Here is a 16,882-nt window from a genome sequence, read left to right as displayed (position 1 = left end):
CTCATGATAGTGCGGCATCCGCAAGTGCGTATGCGCGTTCCCTATCTTATCCTGACGTCCCGCATCGCTCGAATGACGTAGAAACAACGCAAGAACGGTGCGTCTCCGGCAGGACTTACCGGGAAACGCGCCGTTCGCGCACTCATTATTGCTGGGTGCGCAGTTTGGCGACCTGATCCACCGTCACCGTGGACTGCGGATTGCCGAACTGTTTGGTCACGTAATTGGTGATAGCCGCCACCTGGTCGTCGGTAAGCTCGGTGCCGAACGCGGGCATCAATACGTCAGCCTGTTTCGTCGTACGACTGACGCCGTGCAGAATCACCATAGCCAGATTATTGGCATCGCTCGCGCCGACTGCCGAGTTGTGAATCAGCGACGGATACGCGCCCGGCGCGCTGGCGCCGACACCCTGACCGGTCCAGTTATGGCACGTCGCGCAATTGGCGATGAACAGTTGCGCGCCATTTACAGCATTGATCTTGGCGCCGCGCAACGCGGTAACGTCGTCGACGGCGGGATTGCCCCACTGGTCGCGCGGACGCGATTCGCCGCCGTTGATTGGCGGCACCGAGCGCAGATAGGTGACGATCGAGCGGATGTCCTCGTGTGTCAGATACTGCGTACTGTCGGTCACCACCTCGGCCATGGGGCCCGCGGCATTGGCGCGACCCGGCGCTGCGCCGGTCGACAGATACGCCGCCAGTTCGTCATCGCTCCAGTTGCCCACGCCGCTGGTCTTGTCCGACGTGATGTTGTACGCATGCCAGCCGGCCTGCACCGCGCCGGAGAGGCGCGAACTCGTCTTCAAACCCTGCGTGAAATTGCGTGGCGTGTGGCATTCCTCGCAATGCGCAAGACCCTGTACCAGATACGCACCACGATTCCATTCGGCGCTTTGCTTAGGATCGGGCACGAAGCGGCCTTCGTCGAAATTGAACAGATTCCAGAACACCATCAGCCAGCGCTGGTTGAACGGGAATTTCAGGCTGTTGCTCGGCGGCGCGTAGTGGATCGGCGTGAGCGTGTTCAGATACGCGCGAATCGCCAACGCATCCTGATCGGTGACCTTGGTGTACTCCGCGTACGGGAAGGCCGGATAGAGCCGTTCGCCGCCCTTGCCGACGCCTTCATGCATCGCGCGCAGAAAATCGGCGTCGCTCCATTGGCCGATGCCGGTATCCGGGTCGGGCGTGATGTTCGGCGTCACGATCGTGCCGAACGGTGTGTTGATCGGCAGGCCGCCCGCGAATGGGCGTGCTTTGTCAGCCGTGTGGCAGGCAACGCAATCGCCGGCGCGCGCAAGGTATTCACCGCGTTTCACGAGATCGCTGCTGGTCGCCGCCGTCGGTGTGGCCGCCGCATTGTCCGGTTGCGCGGCGTCGTCCGCGTGGGCCTGCGTGATCGGCAGCTCGTCGTTATGTCGTGCGATCGGCCCATGCGCTTCGTGCCAGGCGACATACAGCGCAAACAGCGAAAAGACGGCCGCCAGCGTCGCCACCCGGAAGTGCCGACGACGCGCACGCTGAACTAGCGCATCGGCCGGCTGCACGCGAGAGGTGTTCTTCGTCATTGTGGCTCTCCGTTCAGGGCTCAGATTTCACGCTTGAGCTTGTCTGCCAGTTTCAGCGACAAGGCGGCGATCGTCAGCGTGCAATTCACGGAGGCGGCAGTCGGCATCACGCCGCTGCTGGCGATGAACAGATTCGAGTGATCGTGTGTGCGGCAGTCCGCGTCGACAACCGAATCGCCCGGATCGCTGCCCATGATGGTGGTACCCATGATGTGATTGTTCGGCGCGAACGTATCGTCGAACGAGACCTCGGCGCCGCCGAACAGGGTGGCGATCTGTGCATACAGTTCATGCGTGTTCGCCGCGCTCTTCTTCACGTAATCGTTGATCGAGTAGTAGATCTCGGGCTGCGGAATGCCGAGCGCATCCTTATGATCCGCCGAGGGCACCACGCGGTTCTGGGGCTCCGCCAGATGCTCGTGAAAACTGTTGATGTTCAGCGTGCGCGCGGCGCGGTCGCGAATCTGGCGGTCGAGCTCGGCGCCGGTGAGGCCTTTCTTCAGCAGATCGGCGGTCACGCTCATGGTCGGCACGCCATTCGACAGATGCAGTTTTTTCGCCGCGTAATCGGAGCGGAACGCGCCGTCGCGGAAATTGACGATCGAGGTCATCTCCATCGGCCCGCGTCCGGGCCATAGGGGTTCGTTGGCAAGGAAGGTGACGCCCGTACCCGGATGATCCATCAGGTTGCGGCCCACCTGGTCGGAGCTATTGCCAACGCCGTGCGGGAATTTGTCGGAGGTCGACATCAGCATCAGCTTGGGTGTTTCGATGCCATTGGCGGCGAGCACGAACAGCTTGCCGGTCACGCGTGTGCTGTTGCCGTTCGCGTCCTTGTAGTGGACGGCCGTGATGAGCCCTTTGTTGTCTGCTTCGACGCGGTACACAACCGCCTCGGCAATCAGCTTCGCGCCGGCCTGTTCGGCCTTCTCCGCGTGTACCACACCGTTGTACATCGCGGCGATCGGGCAGATCGGCATGCAGTTGTTGTTGCCGCAGCAGGTCGGCCGCGCATCGTATGGACGGCTGTTACGCGCGACCGGTTCGGGCACCACCTTGAAGCCCTGTCCATTGAGAACGTCGCTAAAGCGCTGATCCATGTACGAGAGCGGCAACGCGCTCATCGGGTAGGGCCTGGAGCGCGGGGAACCGAGATCGATCGTGCTGTCCGGTCCGGAAACGCCCAATTGCACTTCAGCCGCGCCATACCACGGCTCCAGCGTTTCATACGGATAAGGCCAATCACGTCCCACGCCATACAGCTTGTGCAACTGGAAGTCCGACGGCAACAGCCGCCACGCAGCGGCCGCCCAGTGCCACGTCGTGCCGCCGACCAGCCGCACATACTGCGAGTTATACGGATAGTCGCCTTTCTGGATCAGATAATTGTTGGCGGGCGCGTACTCGGGATGCGGCGCGTAAGGCGTGGAGGGATAGGGCGTCGCGAAGTCGGACTTGGCCGGCGAATTGCGGAAGTTTTCGACGATCTGCCAGCGCGGAATACGCGGCCCGGCTTCGAGCAGAATCACCGACGCGCCGGCCAGCGCCATTTGATGCGCGACCAGCCCACCTGCCACGCCCGAACCGACTACGACGATGTCGGCGGAATTTGAGTTTGCCATTGTTGCCCTTTCCCTTCTGGCTTATCTTTGCTTGCTGACCTCGCGTGCGGCATTTCGTCGAACGGCTCAATCAGGCCATGTGACGACACAGCACGCGTGAGAGGAACATCGTTCAGGCGCTCACCGGCTTCTGCGTCCAGTAGAACGGCACGTCGCGGCAATAGGATGGGATCGTCAGCACGTCCTTGACTGGCTCGAACATCAGCGCTTTTTCATAAGCGACCACGTCCACATGCGGCATGTCGCCCACGAGACCGAGATACCACGCGCGCATGATCGCGCTCACGGATTTCGCGAGCGCCGGCTGGTCGACCTGCAAGGCCTGCGTGACGGTATCGGACGGCACGCCGCCATGGCCTTGCAGCCACGTGTTGAGCGCGGCGACGTTCTGGTAGAACTGGCCGTCTGATTTAACGAGAGCGTCGTAGACGCGTTTGCCGAGCACGGCGTCGAAGCCCGTGTGACCGGTGAGACGCTGCGAGAGCGCAAGGAAGGCATCGAGTCCGCCGCCGGCGGGTGCAGTGTCAGCGAACGCCGGCGCGATCCATGAGAGCGAGCAGCCTGCCCCGGCAAACGCGAGCGCCGCGGCCGTCGCGCATGCGCCTAGCACCCAGGCTCTGCGCGAGGCCGAAAACGATGCATGCAGTGAAGATGATGTTGACGACGGAAACCTGGCCAGATGCGTCACGCCATGGCGCGCATCTTTATTCTCAGGAACATCTGTCATGGGGGCTCCAGATGGTGAGTTGATCGTGAGTTGTTCTCAACAGACAACGCCACCGTGGCGTGATGCCGTTGGCGCGCTGTGTCGATTTCTCTACCCCAAACCTGGTCTGGCGCCGCTTAAGCGGTCTTGTGTGGCTGCATGATGACGATGCGAGCCGCATTACGTTGTACCAATGACAGCCTTGTGAAAACAGCCTGACTGCGCGGCACGCACGGCGAAAAACCCGCCGCCTGCCAATCGCCTTTCAACTGAAAGCGGCGCGCAAGGCTGTTGCGAAAGACTATAGCCTGTGATTCCCTCATTCGACAAATGGTGCCCGAAGCGCGAGTAGAATCCGCGGCACAGACGGCCCTTCACCCTTGATCTCATGCTCCTTAAATATTATCCGCAGGTGCTTCGCAATCGACCCCGCATGCTGATCGGCCTCGCCGTCGGCCTCGTGGCCGCGCTGGTGATTCCGGAACACACACGCCCCATGGTGCGTGTTCTGGCCGGCTGGGATGCCGCGGTGTGGATCTACCTCCTGCTCATGTGGGTACACATGGCCGCCGCCGACGAAGGCCGTGTCCGCGAATACGCGCAGCGCGACGATGAAAACGCGGGCGTAGTGCTGGTCGTGATCTGCGTCGCGACGGTCGCCAGCATTGCCGCGATCGTGCTCGAACTGGCCTCGGCGAAGGGCACGGCCGGCAGTTCGACTGCATGGCACTACCTGCTGACCGGCCTCACGATGTTCGGCGCCTGGTTCATGATCCCGACCATTTTCACGTCGCACTATGCGCGGCTGTACTACGACCCGGATGCACCGGAGACCCCCTTGCTGTTTCCCGACCGCAAGCTCCAGCCGAACTACTGGGATTTCCTGTACTTCTCGTTCACCATCGCGGTGGCCTCGCAAACCTCGGACGTGGTGCTGCGCTCGCGGTCGATTCGCCGCGCCGCGCTCGCGCAGTCGATCCTGGCGTTCTACTTCAACGTCGCCGTGCTCGGCTTGTGCGTGAACATCGCAGCGGGCTTACTCGGCTCCTGACCGGCCTTGCCTCCTTAAAAGTCCTATCCCTCAGGACGCTTACCCCGCCGGCTGCCACTTCGCCTTTTGCGGCCCCGGCGGCACCGGCAGCCCCAGCGCCCGCCTCGTGCCACCCCGTGTAAAACCCGGGCGACGCCCGTCCGTTTTACACACGAGCCACCCGCCGCCGCTCTCCCACCGCGTCTGGCCGACCGTCGCGCGTCCCCTAGGGCGCGCGCTTCCCCGCCCTTCCGCTTCAATCCAGAACGCACTGGCACAACGTTTGCTGCGTCTTGCGAATAGTTCTGGCCAGCCTCGTGCTATCGACGTCTGGCGTCAAAGCACCCGCTACTGGCCAGCGGCGTGACGATCTTTGCACTACATTGACCAGTACGCGCCCTCGCTTCACGCATCGCGCGGTATCCGGCTCTGGAAGCCCAATGAGCGCTGTGATCGCATGTCAATTGCATCCACACCGCAGCAGGACGAATCTGGAAACGACCGATGGAATCCCCAAACGGGTACGCGCCGCGGATTTACTTTTTCCATTCACTTCTCGTTGGGCCGCTCGATGCATGGCCCACGCAGTTCGCTCACGCAGCCGGACTGGGCTTCGATCACGCGCTGATCGGCGGCCTTTTCGAACCGGGCCGCGCGGGTCACGCACAGGTGGTCGGCAACCACGGCCGACTGCATCCAGTGTTTGAGACTCAGCAGCCCGCCGCAGAGGCGATCCGTACGCTCGCGCAAGCCGCCCGTCAGAACGGTCTGGCCTTGTTGGTCGATCTGGTGATCGACCGGATGGCCGCCGATGGCGCGCTGTACGCCGAACATGCCGGCTGGTTCTACCCATTCGAGTCTGAAGAGGCGCGGCTCGATCCGCGCCATGTGCATCACGAGGACAATGTCGCGTATGCCAACTTCAACGACGCCGCCAGCAGCGCTGCGCTAGTCGACTGGTGGACGCAGAAACTGCTGGCGCTGGCCGACGCCGGTGTCAGCGGCTTCCGGTTCGATTCGCCGCATCGCGTGCCGGCTGCGGTTTGGCGGCAGCTCGGCGACGCGGTTCGCGCGAAGCATCCTGAGGTGCGCTTCCTCGCCGCGACACCGGGTCTCGCGCGTGGCGATCTGCTCGGCCTCGCAGGCGCGGGCTTCGACAGCGTGTTCTCGTCGGTGCGCTGGTGGGACTTCCGCGCCAGCTGGATGGTGGAAGAGCATGCCGCGCTCGCCCGCATCGCCGCCCCCATCGCGTTTCCCGAAGCGCCTTACGGCACCCGCCTCGCCGCCGATCTCAACGATGCGCACGACTCCGCCATCGTCGAGCGGGCCTACCGGCGCGCGCTGTTCGCGTCGGCCTCGACCGGCACCGGCTGGATGATGCCGATGGGCTTCGAGTACGGCATCACCGAGCCCATGTCGCAGACACGCGGCGACGCCGCGCAGTTTGCGCTGGCCTGTCGGTCGAAGCGATTCGATCTCTCGGAACAGATCAGCCATGTGAACGACGTGGTACGCAATACGAAAACGCTGCACGCCAACGGCGAATTGCGTCCGCTAAGCGGGCCCGGCGCACCCGCGGCCGTCTTGCTGCGCGCCGACGCGCCCGATCTGCGCGACGCCGGCGAAGCGATCCTGATCGCCATCAATCCCGAACTCGGTGCACCGGTGCGAGTCGATCCAGCCCGCTTCCTCACGGGTGTACCGGGCAACTTCACGCGCTTCGTCCCGCTTGACGCGCCCGGAAATGCCGCGTCCTCCGCATTGACGCCGTTCACGCTCGCACCCGGCGCAGTGCGCCTGTTCCGCGCGGCCGCCGATCAACCGATCCGTCTCGCGCCGCCGATCGACAAGGCGAACAGCAAGCGCAGCGGCCGCAAGACCGTGCTCGAAGCGATCAGCGCGCCGCGCGTGGCGATCGAGAGCGTGACACCCTCGGTCGATAACGGACGCTTCCCCGCCAAGCGCACGGTGGGCGAGCGCGCGGAAATCACCGCCGCGATCTTCGCGGAAGGGCACGACAAGATCGCTGCCGCCGTCGTGTGGCGCGCCGCCGACGAAACCGCCTGGCACGAAGTACCGATGAGCCCTGCACAGCCTGCCGGACTCGATATCTGGAAAGCGCGCATTCCGCTGGAGCGCATGGGTCGTCACGAGTTCACCGTGGTCGCATGGCGCGATGACTTTGCCTCGCTGGTCGAGCATATTCAGAAGAAGCTGAAGGCGGGCCAAACCGTCGAGCTCGAACTCGACGAAGCCACGCATCTGTTCGCCCTCGTGCTCGCCGAAGTGGAAACCGTGGAAGGCGCGGTGACCGAGCCGCTCGAACATATCGTCAAGCTCTTCACGAAGGGGGACGCCGAAACGAAGCTCGCGCTGCTGCTCGCACCGACCACCGCGAAGGCGATGACCGCCGCGCGCCACCGCCCGTTCCTGAGCCGCGATCCGATCGTCTACAAGATCGATGCCGAACGCACTGCGGCAGGCTTCGCAAGCTGGTACGAAATCTTCCCGCGTTCGATGAGCGACGACGAATCGCGTCACGGCACCTTCGCTGACGTCGTCACGAAACTGCCGCGCATCCGCGACATGGGTTTCGACGTGCTGTACTTCCCGCCGATCCATCCGATCGGCGTCGCCAATCGCAAGGGCCGCAACAATACGCTGACCGCACTGCCAGGCGATGTCGGCAGCCCATATGCAATCGGCGGAGCCGAAGGCGGCCACACTGCCGTGCATCCCGAACTCGGCACGCTCGACGACTTCAAGAAGATGCTGGCCGCCGCGCACGCGCACGGCCTCGAAATCGCGCTCGACTTTGCGATCCAGTGCTCGCCGGATCACCCATGGTTGAAGGAGCATCCAACGTGGTTCGCCTGGCGCCCCGACGGCACGCTTCGTTACGCCGAAAATCCGCCGAAGAAGTACCAGGACATCGTCAATCCCGACTTCTATGCGCACGACGCCAAGCCCGATTTGTGGCTCGCGCTTCGCGACGTCTTCCTGTTCTGGATCCAGGCGGGTGTGCACATTTTCCGTGTGGACAATCCGCATACCAAGCCGCTGCCGTTCTGGGAATGGGTGATCGACGACGTGCGCTCGCGCTATCCCGACACGATCTTCCTCGCCGAAGCCTTCACGCGGCCACGCATGATGAACCGCCTCGGCAAGATCGGCTTCTCGCAGTCGTACACGTATTTCACGTGGCGCGAGTCGAAGCGCGACTTTATCGAGTACATGACCGAACTCACGCAAACCGGCGCGCGTGATTTCTACCGGCCGAATTTCTTCGTCAATACGCCGGACATCAACCCGCGGCATTTGCAATCGTCGGGGCGTTCGGGCTTTCTGATTCGGGCGGCTTTGGCCTCCACGCTCGCCGGTTTGTGGGGCGTGTATAGCGGTTTCGAATTGTGCGAGGCCGCCGCGCTGCCGAACAGCGAGGAATATCTCGACTCCGAGAAGTATCAACTGCGCGCGTGGGACTGGAACCGGCCCGGCAACATCGTCGGCGAGATCACTGCGTTGAACCGGATTCGCCGCGCGAACCCGGCGCTGCAAACGCATCTCGGCTTTACGTTCCTCACCGCGCACAACGACAACATCCTGTTCTTTGAAAAAGCGACCGAAGCACGCGACAACGTGATCCTGGTCGCGATCAATCTCGATCCGTTCAACGAACAGGGCGCGGATATCGAATTGTCGTGGGACACTTTCAACCACTGGAATCTGCACGACCATGGCGCATTGGAAGTAACCGATCAAATGACCGGTGCGCGGTTCGAATGGCACGGCCGCTGGCAGCACGTCCGCCTCGGTTCAGGCCAACCGTTTTCGATCTGGCGCATCGCGCCGCTCGGCGGCCTGCCCGCTGAACGCCCCGATGATGCCGACAGCGACTATCACGCAGACGACGCTGGCAACCCAACCCCTACGGAAGGTGCGACATGAAGCGTGAAGATCCAGCCCAAAGCACGTCGCAGACCCATACGAGCGCTGCCACCGGCAGCGCCGCCAAAGCGCGCTCGCATCGACGCGGCAAGCCCGCGGCCTTGAGCGACGATCCGCTCTGGTACAAGGACGCGATCATTTATCAGGTGCACATCAAGTCGTTCTTCGACGCGAACAACGATGGCGTCGGCGACTTTCCGGGCCTGATCGCGAAGCTCGACTACATCGCCGAACTCGGCGTGAATGCGATCTGGCTGCTGCCGTTCTATCCGTCGCCGCGGCGCGACGACGGCTACGACATCGCCGATTACCGCAATGTGCATCCGGACTACGGCCAACTATCGGACGTGAAACGCTTCATTCAGGAAGCGCACGCGCGCGGCATCCGCGTGATTACGGAACTGGTGATCAACCATACGTCTGATCAACACCCGTGGTTTCAGCGCGCCCGTCGCGCGAAGCCGGGGTCGAATCATCGCAACTACTACGTGTGGTCCGAGACCGATCAGAAGTACACGGAAACGCGGATCATCTTCATCGATTCTGAACCGTCGAACTGGACGCATGATCCGGTCGCGGGCGCTTACTATTGGCACCGTTTCTACTCGCACCAGCCCGATCTGAACTTCGACAATCCGGCCGTGCTGAAAGAAGTGCTGCAGGTGATGCGCTTCTGGCTCGATATGGGCATCGACGGGCTGCGGCTCGACGCAGTGCCGTACCTGGTCGAACGCGAAGGCACCAACAACGAGAACCTGCCGGAAACGCACGCGGTGCTGAAGAAGATCCGCGCGACGATCGACGCCGAGTATCCAAACCGGATGCTGCTCGCCGAAGCGAACCAGTGGCCGGAAGACGTGAAGGAATATTTCGGCGACGAAGACGAATGCCACATGGCGTTCCACTTCCCGCTGATGCCGCGCATCTATATGTCGATCGCGAGCGAAGACCGCTTTCCGATCACCGACATCATGCGGCAAACGCCGGACCTCGCGGAAACGAACCAGTGGGCGATTTTCCTGCGTAATCACGATGAACTGACGCTCGAAATGGTCACGGATTCAGAGCGCGATTACCTGTGGAACACCTACGCGAGCGATCGCCGCGCGCGCCTGAACCTCGGCATTCGCCGCCGACTCGCACCGCTGATGGAGCGCGACCGCCGCCGCATTGAGCTGATCAATTCGCTGCTGCTGTCGATGCCCGGCACGCCCGTGATCTATTACGGCGACGAGCTCGGCATGGGCGACAACATCCACCTCGGCGACCGTGACGGCGTGCGCACGCCGATGCAATGGTCGTCGGATCGCAACGGCGGGTTCTCGCGCGCCGATCCCGAACAACTGGTGCTGCCGCCGGTGATGGGTTCGTTGTACGGCTTCGACGCCGTCAACGTCGAAGCACAAAGCCGCGATCCGCATTCGCTGTTGAACTGGACCCGGCGGATGCTCGCCACGCGCCGTGCGAAACAAACCTTCGGACGCGGCACGATCCGTTTCCTGAAGCCGGAAAACCGCAAGATCCTTGCGTATCTGCGCGAATTGCCAGGCGAGCCGCCAATATTGTGCGTGGCCAACCTGTCGCGCGCACCGCAGGCGGTCGAACTCGATCTGTCCGAATTCAACGGCTCGGTGCCGATCGAAATGACTGCCGATTCCGTGTTCCCGGCAATCGGTCAGCTTACTTATCTGCTGACCTTCCCGCCGTACGGTTTCCTGTGGTTCATGCTTTGCTCCGGTGGCCAACGTCCGACATGGGCGCAAGCGCATTCCGAACCGCTGCCCGAATTCGTCACGATCGTGATCCGCGAGGGTCAGGTCGGACCGACGCCGGAAAACGTCCGGCTGCTCGAATCCGAAGTGCTGCCGTCCTGGCTGAGCCGGCGCCGCTGGTTTGCCTCGAAGGATCAGAAGATGCACGCGGTGCGCCTCGCTGCGCTGACCACAATCCCGAACGGCGGCTTCGCCTTCACCGAAATCGAAGCGGACGTGGGCGACCATACCGAACGCTACGTCGTGCCGATCGCAATCACGTGGGGCGGCGAAACCACCACGCCGCTGTTCATGCAACTGGCACTCGCGCGCGTACGCCGCGGCCGCAACGTCGGTCACCTGACGGACGCGTTCGCGCTGCCCATCTTCGCTCATGGCGTGATGCGTAAGCTGCGCGAACGCGCGGTCGTGCCAACCGTACAGAAGAGCGAGATCAAGTTCCTTCCAACCGAGCGTTTCTCCGAACTCGACGATCTCGGCGAACGGCCCGAGATCCGCTGGCTGGCGGCCGAGCAAAGCAACAGCTCGCTGATCATCGCCGATGCCGCGGTGTTGAAATTGGTGCGGCGTCTGGTGAGCGGCGTTCATCCGGAAGCGGAAATCAGCCGCTATTTGACCCAGCTCGGCTACGCGAACACCGCGCCGCTGTATGGTGAAGTGGTGCGCGTCGATCCCGAAGGCGTGCCGCATACACTGGCTATCTTGCAAGGCTATATCGACAATCAGGGCGACGCCTGGAACTGGTCGCTGGACTACCTGCGCCGCTCGGTGGACGAACTCGCGATCGCCGTCGATACGGACGGGCAATCGCCGGACCGCGACAACGAAACAATCCTCATGGAAGGCTATAGCGCGTTGGCCGGCACCATCGGCAAGCGGCTCGGTGAACTGCACATGGCGCTTGCGTCACCGTCCGACGACCCGGCATTCGCACCGGAACTCGCCAGCGCAGAACAGGTGAAGGCGTGGGTCGCCGGCACGCAAGCCATGCTCGCCAGCGCGCTCGATCTGCTCGCACCGCGCATCGAGCAGATGAGCGATCCGGACACCCAGGCATTGGCGCAAAGCCTGATCGATCGCCGCGCCGCGTTGGTCGCCGCGGTCAGCAAGCTGGTGTCAGGCGATGCGGGCGCGCTGCGTACCCGCATTCACGGTGACTTCCATCTGGGTCAGGTGCTGGTCGCGCAGGGCGACGCGTATCTGATCGACTTCGAAGGCGAACCTGCGCGTACGCTCGAGGAACGACGTCAGAAGTCGAGTCCGTTACGCGACGTGGCCGGCTTGTTGCGCTCGCTGTCGTATGCAAGTGCCGCGGCGCAGTCCACGATGGAAAGCGCGCCACAGCAAACCGCCGATCGCAAGCGCGCGCTCTTCGACCGTTTCCGCGCGCATGCTACGGAGACGTTCCTGAAGGAATACCGCGCCGCCATCGCGGATTCGCCGACGCCGCTGGTGGCGCCCGAAGCCGAACAGGCGTTGCTCGATCTGTTCCTGATTGAGAAAGCCGCTTACGAAATCCGTTACGAAGCGGCTAACCGTCCAACGTGGCTCAGTTTGCCGGTACGCGGCCTCGCCTCGCTCACCAGCCGCCTGCTCGGTGACACCGGCAATCCGCACGATCCATCAACCCAGGCGCCAGACGCCGCCGCATCGCCTAATCCGGCCGAGGGCGACTATGAGTGAGCATGATCCGGCCGCAGGCCTCCAACCACTCGATATCGACGCGCTCGTTGAAGCGCGTCACCCCGATCCTTTCTCGCAGCTCGGCATGCATCAAACAGACGCGGGTCCGGTGGTGCGCGCGCTGTTGCCGAACGCGAGGCACGTCACCGTGATTTCACGCGCCAACGGCGCAACGCTCGGCGAACTCGAGCAACTCAGGCCGGGGCTGTTTGCCGGCCGCATCACGTCTGCCGCGCCCTATCGCCTGCGCATCGACTGGCATGGCACCGTCCAGGAAATCGAGGACACGTATTCGTTCGGCCCCGTTCTCGGCGACGAGCCGTTGGGCCGTCTCGCCGGCGGCGATCCGTACGCCGTGCTCGAATGCCTCGGCTCACGCCCGATGGAAGTGGACGGCGTGCCGGGCGTGCGCTTCGCCGTCTGGGCGCCGAATGCGCGGCGCGTCTCGGTGGTCGGCGACTTCAACTCATGGGACGGTCGCCGTCATCCGATGCGGCTGCGTCATCAGGCAGGCGTGTGGGAATTGTTTGTGCCGCGCGTCGGCCCGGGCACGCGCTACAAGTACGAATTGCTCGCCCGCGACGGCCATCCGTTGCCGCTCAAGGCCGACCCATGCGCGATGCAGACGGAATTGCCGCCAGGCACCGCATCGGTGGTCGCGCATGTCGACGAGATCGAACAGTTTGAATGGACCGACCACGACTGGATTCAGTCGCGCGCCGCCAAACAAACCCCACGCGCACCGATCTCGATCTACGAAGTGCATGCCGAATCGTGGCTGCGCGTCGCCGAAGAGGGCCAGCGCGGCCTCACGTGGGAAGAACTCGCTGAGCGGCTGATTCCGTACGTGAAAAGCATGGGCTTCACGCACGTGGAATTCATGCCGATTGCCGAGCATCCGTTCGGCGGTTCGTGGGGCTATCAGCCGCTCGGACAGTTTGCGCCGTCGGCACGCTTCGGCAAGCCCGAGCAGTTCGCCCTGTTCGTCGACAAGGCGCACGCGGCCGGCCTCGGCGTGCTTCTCGACTGGGTACCGGCGCACTTTCCGAACGACGCGCATGGCCTGATCGATTTCGACGGCACGCCGCTCTACGAGCACGCCGATCCGCGCGAAGGCTATCACCAGGACTGGAACACGATGATCTACAACCTCGGCCGCAACGAGGTGAGCGCGTTCCTGGTGGCATCGGGCCTCGCATGGCTGAAGCGCTATCACGTGGACGGCCTGCGCGTGGATGCGGTCGCCTCGATGCTGTACCGCGACTATTCGCGCGCCGCCGACGAGTGGGTGCCGAACATCTACGGCGGGCGCGAAAATCTCGAATCGATCGCGTTTCTGAAGCGGCTGAATCATGAAGTCGGCTATGTGCCGGGCGTGCCGGGTGCGATCACGATCGCCGAGGAATCGACCGCGTGGCCGGGCGTGACCGCACGCCTCGAAGATGGCGGCCTCGGCTTCCAGTTCAAGTGGAACATGGGCTGGATGCACGACACGCTGCACTACATGGAAGAGGACCCGGTCTACCGCCAATACCATCACCACATGATGACCTTCGGGATGGTGTACGCGTATTCCGAGCGCTTCGTGCTGCCGCTTTCGCACGACGAGGTGGTGCACGGCAAAGGCTCGCTGCTCGGCAAGATGCCCGGCGACAGATGGCAGAAGTTCGCCAACCTGCGCGCCTACTTCGGCTTCATGTGGACGCATCCGGGCAAGAAGCTGCTGTTCATGGGCGGCGAATTCGGCCAGTTGGCCGAATTCAACCACGACACGTCGCCACACTGGCATCTGCTCGACGATTCGAACCATCACGGCGTGCAGAAGCTCGTGCGCGACCTGAACCATCTGTACAGCGAGGAGCCGGCGCTGCATCGGCTCGACAGCGAGCCAGGCGGTTTCCAGTGGCTAATCGGCGACGACAACGGCAACAGCGTGTATGCCTACCGCCGCACCGATGGTGAAGGCCGCGAACTGGTGGTGGTCTGCAACATGACGCCGGTGCCGCGAGTCGGATACCGGATGGGGATGCCGCGCGGCGGCCGCTGGACGGAAGTGCTGAATACGGATGCCGGCGTGTATGGCGGCTCGAACATGGGCAATGGCGGGCTGATCCACGCCGACAACGTCTCGAGTCACGGCTGGCCGCATTCCGCTGCGCTGACGCTGCCACCTTTGGCGACGATCGTTCTGCGCGCAGATTGATTGATGGAAAAGTTGTAAGACGGGCGCGCGGCGGCCAGGCCGCGCGCCCGTTGCATGAAGTCCCACGATAGCGTTCATAAAACAGAACAAGGAAGGGGAATCATGTCGCATGCAATGCCCGACCGGCTTCTGCCCGGCTCGCCCTATCCGCTCGGCGCCAGCTGGGATGGCCTCGGCGTCAACTTTGCAGTGTTCTCGGCAAATGCGCAGAAAATTGAGCTTTGCCTGTTCGATCCCACCGGTCGCAAGGAAATCAGGCGCTTCACGCTGCCCGAATGCACCGACGAAATCTGGCACGGCTATTTGCCCAATGCGCACCCCGGCACCGCGTACGGTTTTCGCGCACACGGGCCCTATCAGCCGCAGCACGGACATCGCTTCAATCCGCACAAACTGTTGCTCGATCCGTATGCGCGCAAACTGGTCGGGCAGTTTCGCTGGTCCGACGCGCTGTTCGGTTACCGCGTGCATTCGAATCGCGCCGACCTGTCCATCGACCGGCGCGATTCGGCGCCGGCCATGCCGAAGTGCGTCGTGATCGACGAAGCCTTCGACTGGTCGCACGACAAGCGCCCGAATGTGCCGTGGGGCGAAACCGTCGTCTACGAAGCGCATGTGCGCGGCGTGTCGATGCTGCGCCCCGATTTGCGTCAGCACGAGCGTGGCACGTTTGCCGCGCTGGCGTCGCCGGAATTCATCGAGCATTTGCTGAAGCTCGGCGTGACCGCCGTCGAATTGCTGCCCGTGCATGCGTTTCTGAACGATCGCTTTCTGGTGGAGCGCGGCCTGCGCAACTACTGGGGTTACAACACCGCGGCATTTTTTGCACCGGAGCCGTCGTATCTGAGTTCGCACCGGCTCGATGAAATGCGTATCGCCGTGCGTCAGTTGCACGCGGCCGGCATTGAAGTGATTCTCGACGTGGTCTACAACCACACCTGCGAAGGCAACGAGATGGGGCCGACCGTCTCATGGCGCGGCCTCGACAACGCGAGCTACTACCGCCTGATTCCAGGCGACGAACGCCACCATATCAACGACACCGGCTGCGGCAATACCCTGAACCTGCCGCATCCGCGCGTGCTGCAGATGGTGATGGATTCGCTGCGCTACTGGTCGACGAAGTTCAATATCGACGGCTTCCGTTTCGATCTCGGCGTGACGCTTGGCCGTGAGCAGCATGGTTTTGATCCCGGCTCCGGCTTCTTCGACGCATTACGCCAGGACCCGATCCTGTCGCAACGCAAGCTGATTTCCGAGCCATGGGACATCGGCCCGGGCGGTTATCAACTCGGCAACCATCCGCCGGGTTTCGCTGAATGGAACGATCGTTTCCGCGACACGGTGCGCCGCTTCTGGCGCGGTGACGCGGGCTTGCGCCCCGATCTTGCCGCGCGTCTCACTGGTTCCGCCGATCTGTTCAACCGGCGCTTCAGGAAACCGTGGGCATCGGTCAACTTTGTCACGTCGCATGACGGTTTTACGCTAGCCGATACCACCGCGTATGAGCACAAGCACAACGAGGCCAATCGCGAAGACAACAACGACGGCCACAACGAAAACTGCAGTCGCAATTGGGGCGTAGAGGGCCCGACCGACGATCCCGTCCTCCTCGAAACCCGCAAACGCGTGGCCCGCTCGCTGATCGCCACGCTGCTGATGGCGCTCGGCACACCCATGGTGCTGGCAGGCGACGAGTCGCTGCGTACGCAGAACGGCAACAACAATGCGTACTGCCAGGATAACGAACTATCATGGCTTGACTGGGAGCGTGCGGAGTCGCCCGACGGCCGTCAGATGACCGCGTTCGTCGCGCGCGTGATTGCGCTGCGCAAACAGCACCCCCTGCTGCGCGAAACGCGCTTTCTGTTCGGCGATCGCGAAGTGTTGCCGGGCCTATTCGATGTCGGCTGGTTCGATGAACACGGCGATCCGCTCACGATCGAAGCCTGGCAGGACCCCGAAGGCCGCACGTTCACACTGCGGCGCGCGGGTCCAGGCTTGAATGACGAAACGGAAGTATTGTTGATGATGCTCAATGCTGCGGACGAAACACGGCGTTTCACACCGCCCGCGCCACACCTGGAATGGCACGTGCTGCTAGATACAGCTGAGCCGGAAAGCACGCCGCATCGGTTGGCGGTGCCGGAGGTGGAAGTGGCCGCGCATAGCCTCGTGATGCTGGCAGCGCAGCCTATCGGCGAAGCGGATTGGCAGGCGGGCTGGAAGGCCGGCGCGCAGCATGGGCCGCGGCTGTTGACCGCGCTGCCGCCTGATCCGGGTGCGCATCCGCCGAGCGGCGATACGTCGCCGACCACGTAGGCGAAAGCAATATCGAATGGTGA

Annotated in this window: 8 protein-coding genes; 5 read left to right on the top strand and 3 right to left on the bottom strand. The window is 63.1% G+C overall.

Going from position 1 to position 16,882, the window contains the following annotated elements; genetic code table 11:
• Window positions 1-145: 145 nt before the first annotated feature.
• The 3 genes from M0D68_RS05195 to M0D68_RS05185 all read right to left on the bottom strand — a co-directional run bounded on the left by M0D68_RS05195 (window position 146) and on the right by M0D68_RS05185 (window position 3,922).
• A complete protein-coding gene (locus tag M0D68_RS05195; protein WP_266223919.1) occupies window positions 146-1,573 on the bottom strand; it encodes a cytochrome c in 1,428 nt (475 codons plus the stop codon).
• A gap of 20 nt (window positions 1,574-1,593) precedes the next feature.
• A complete protein-coding gene (locus tag M0D68_RS05190) occupies window positions 1,594-3,195 on the bottom strand; it encodes a GMC family oxidoreductase (protein ID WP_211705660.1) in 1,602 nt (533 codons plus the stop codon).
• A gap of 112 nt (window positions 3,196-3,307) precedes the next feature.
• Window positions 3,308-3,922 carry a sugar dehydrogenase complex small subunit gene (locus M0D68_RS05185; protein ID WP_266223918.1) on the bottom strand — a complete coding sequence of 205 codons (615 nt, stop codon included), beginning with the start codon at window positions 3,920-3,922 and terminating at the stop codon, window positions 3,308-3,310.
• 367 nt (window positions 3,923-4,289) lie between these two features.
• Between M0D68_RS05185 and M0D68_RS05180 the strand changes: the two genes are divergently transcribed.
• The 5 genes from M0D68_RS05180 to glgX all read left to right on the top strand — a co-directional run bounded on the left by M0D68_RS05180 (window position 4,290) and on the right by glgX (window position 16,859).
• The gene (locus M0D68_RS05180) at window positions 4,290-4,952 is read left to right on the top strand and encodes a DUF1345 domain-containing protein (RefSeq protein ID WP_200650909.1); all 663 of its coding nucleotides are present in this window, start codon (window positions 4,290-4,292) and stop codon (window positions 4,950-4,952) included.
• Window positions 4,953-5,435: 483 nt separating this feature from the next.
• Window positions 5,436-8,879, top strand: coding sequence for a maltotransferase domain-containing protein (locus M0D68_RS05175; RefSeq protein ID WP_266223917.1), 3,444 nt, complete (start codon window positions 5,436-5,438; stop codon window positions 8,877-8,879).
• On the top strand, window positions 8,876-12,334 hold the full coding sequence (treS, locus tag M0D68_RS05170) for a maltose alpha-D-glucosyltransferase (RefSeq protein ID WP_093634961.1): 3,459 nt from the start codon (window positions 8,876-8,878) through the stop codon (window positions 12,332-12,334). The genes M0D68_RS05175 and treS overlap by 4 nt, the downstream gene beginning before the upstream one ends.
• On the top strand, window positions 12,327-14,537 hold the full coding sequence (gene glgB, locus M0D68_RS05165; RefSeq protein WP_266223916.1) for a 1,4-alpha-glucan branching protein GlgB: 2,211 nt from the start codon (window positions 12,327-12,329) through the stop codon (window positions 14,535-14,537). The genes treS and glgB overlap by 8 nt, the downstream gene beginning before the upstream one ends.
• Before the next feature lie 102 nt (window positions 14,538-14,639).
• Complete coding sequence (glgX, locus tag M0D68_RS05160; RefSeq protein ID WP_093634959.1) at window positions 14,640-16,859, top strand: glycogen debranching protein GlgX; 2,220 nt, start codon at window positions 14,640-14,642, stop codon at window positions 16,857-16,859.
• The last annotated feature ends 23 nt before the right edge of the window (window positions 16,860-16,882 follow it).

The organism is Paraburkholderia sp. SEWSISQ10-3 4, assembly GCF_030464785.1.
Lineage (GTDB): Bacteria > Pseudomonadota > Gammaproteobacteria > Burkholderiales > Burkholderiaceae > Paraburkholderia > Paraburkholderia aspalathi.
The sequence above is the reverse complement of the archived record's forward strand: the minus strand, read 5'-3'. Positions and strand labels throughout refer to the sequence as shown.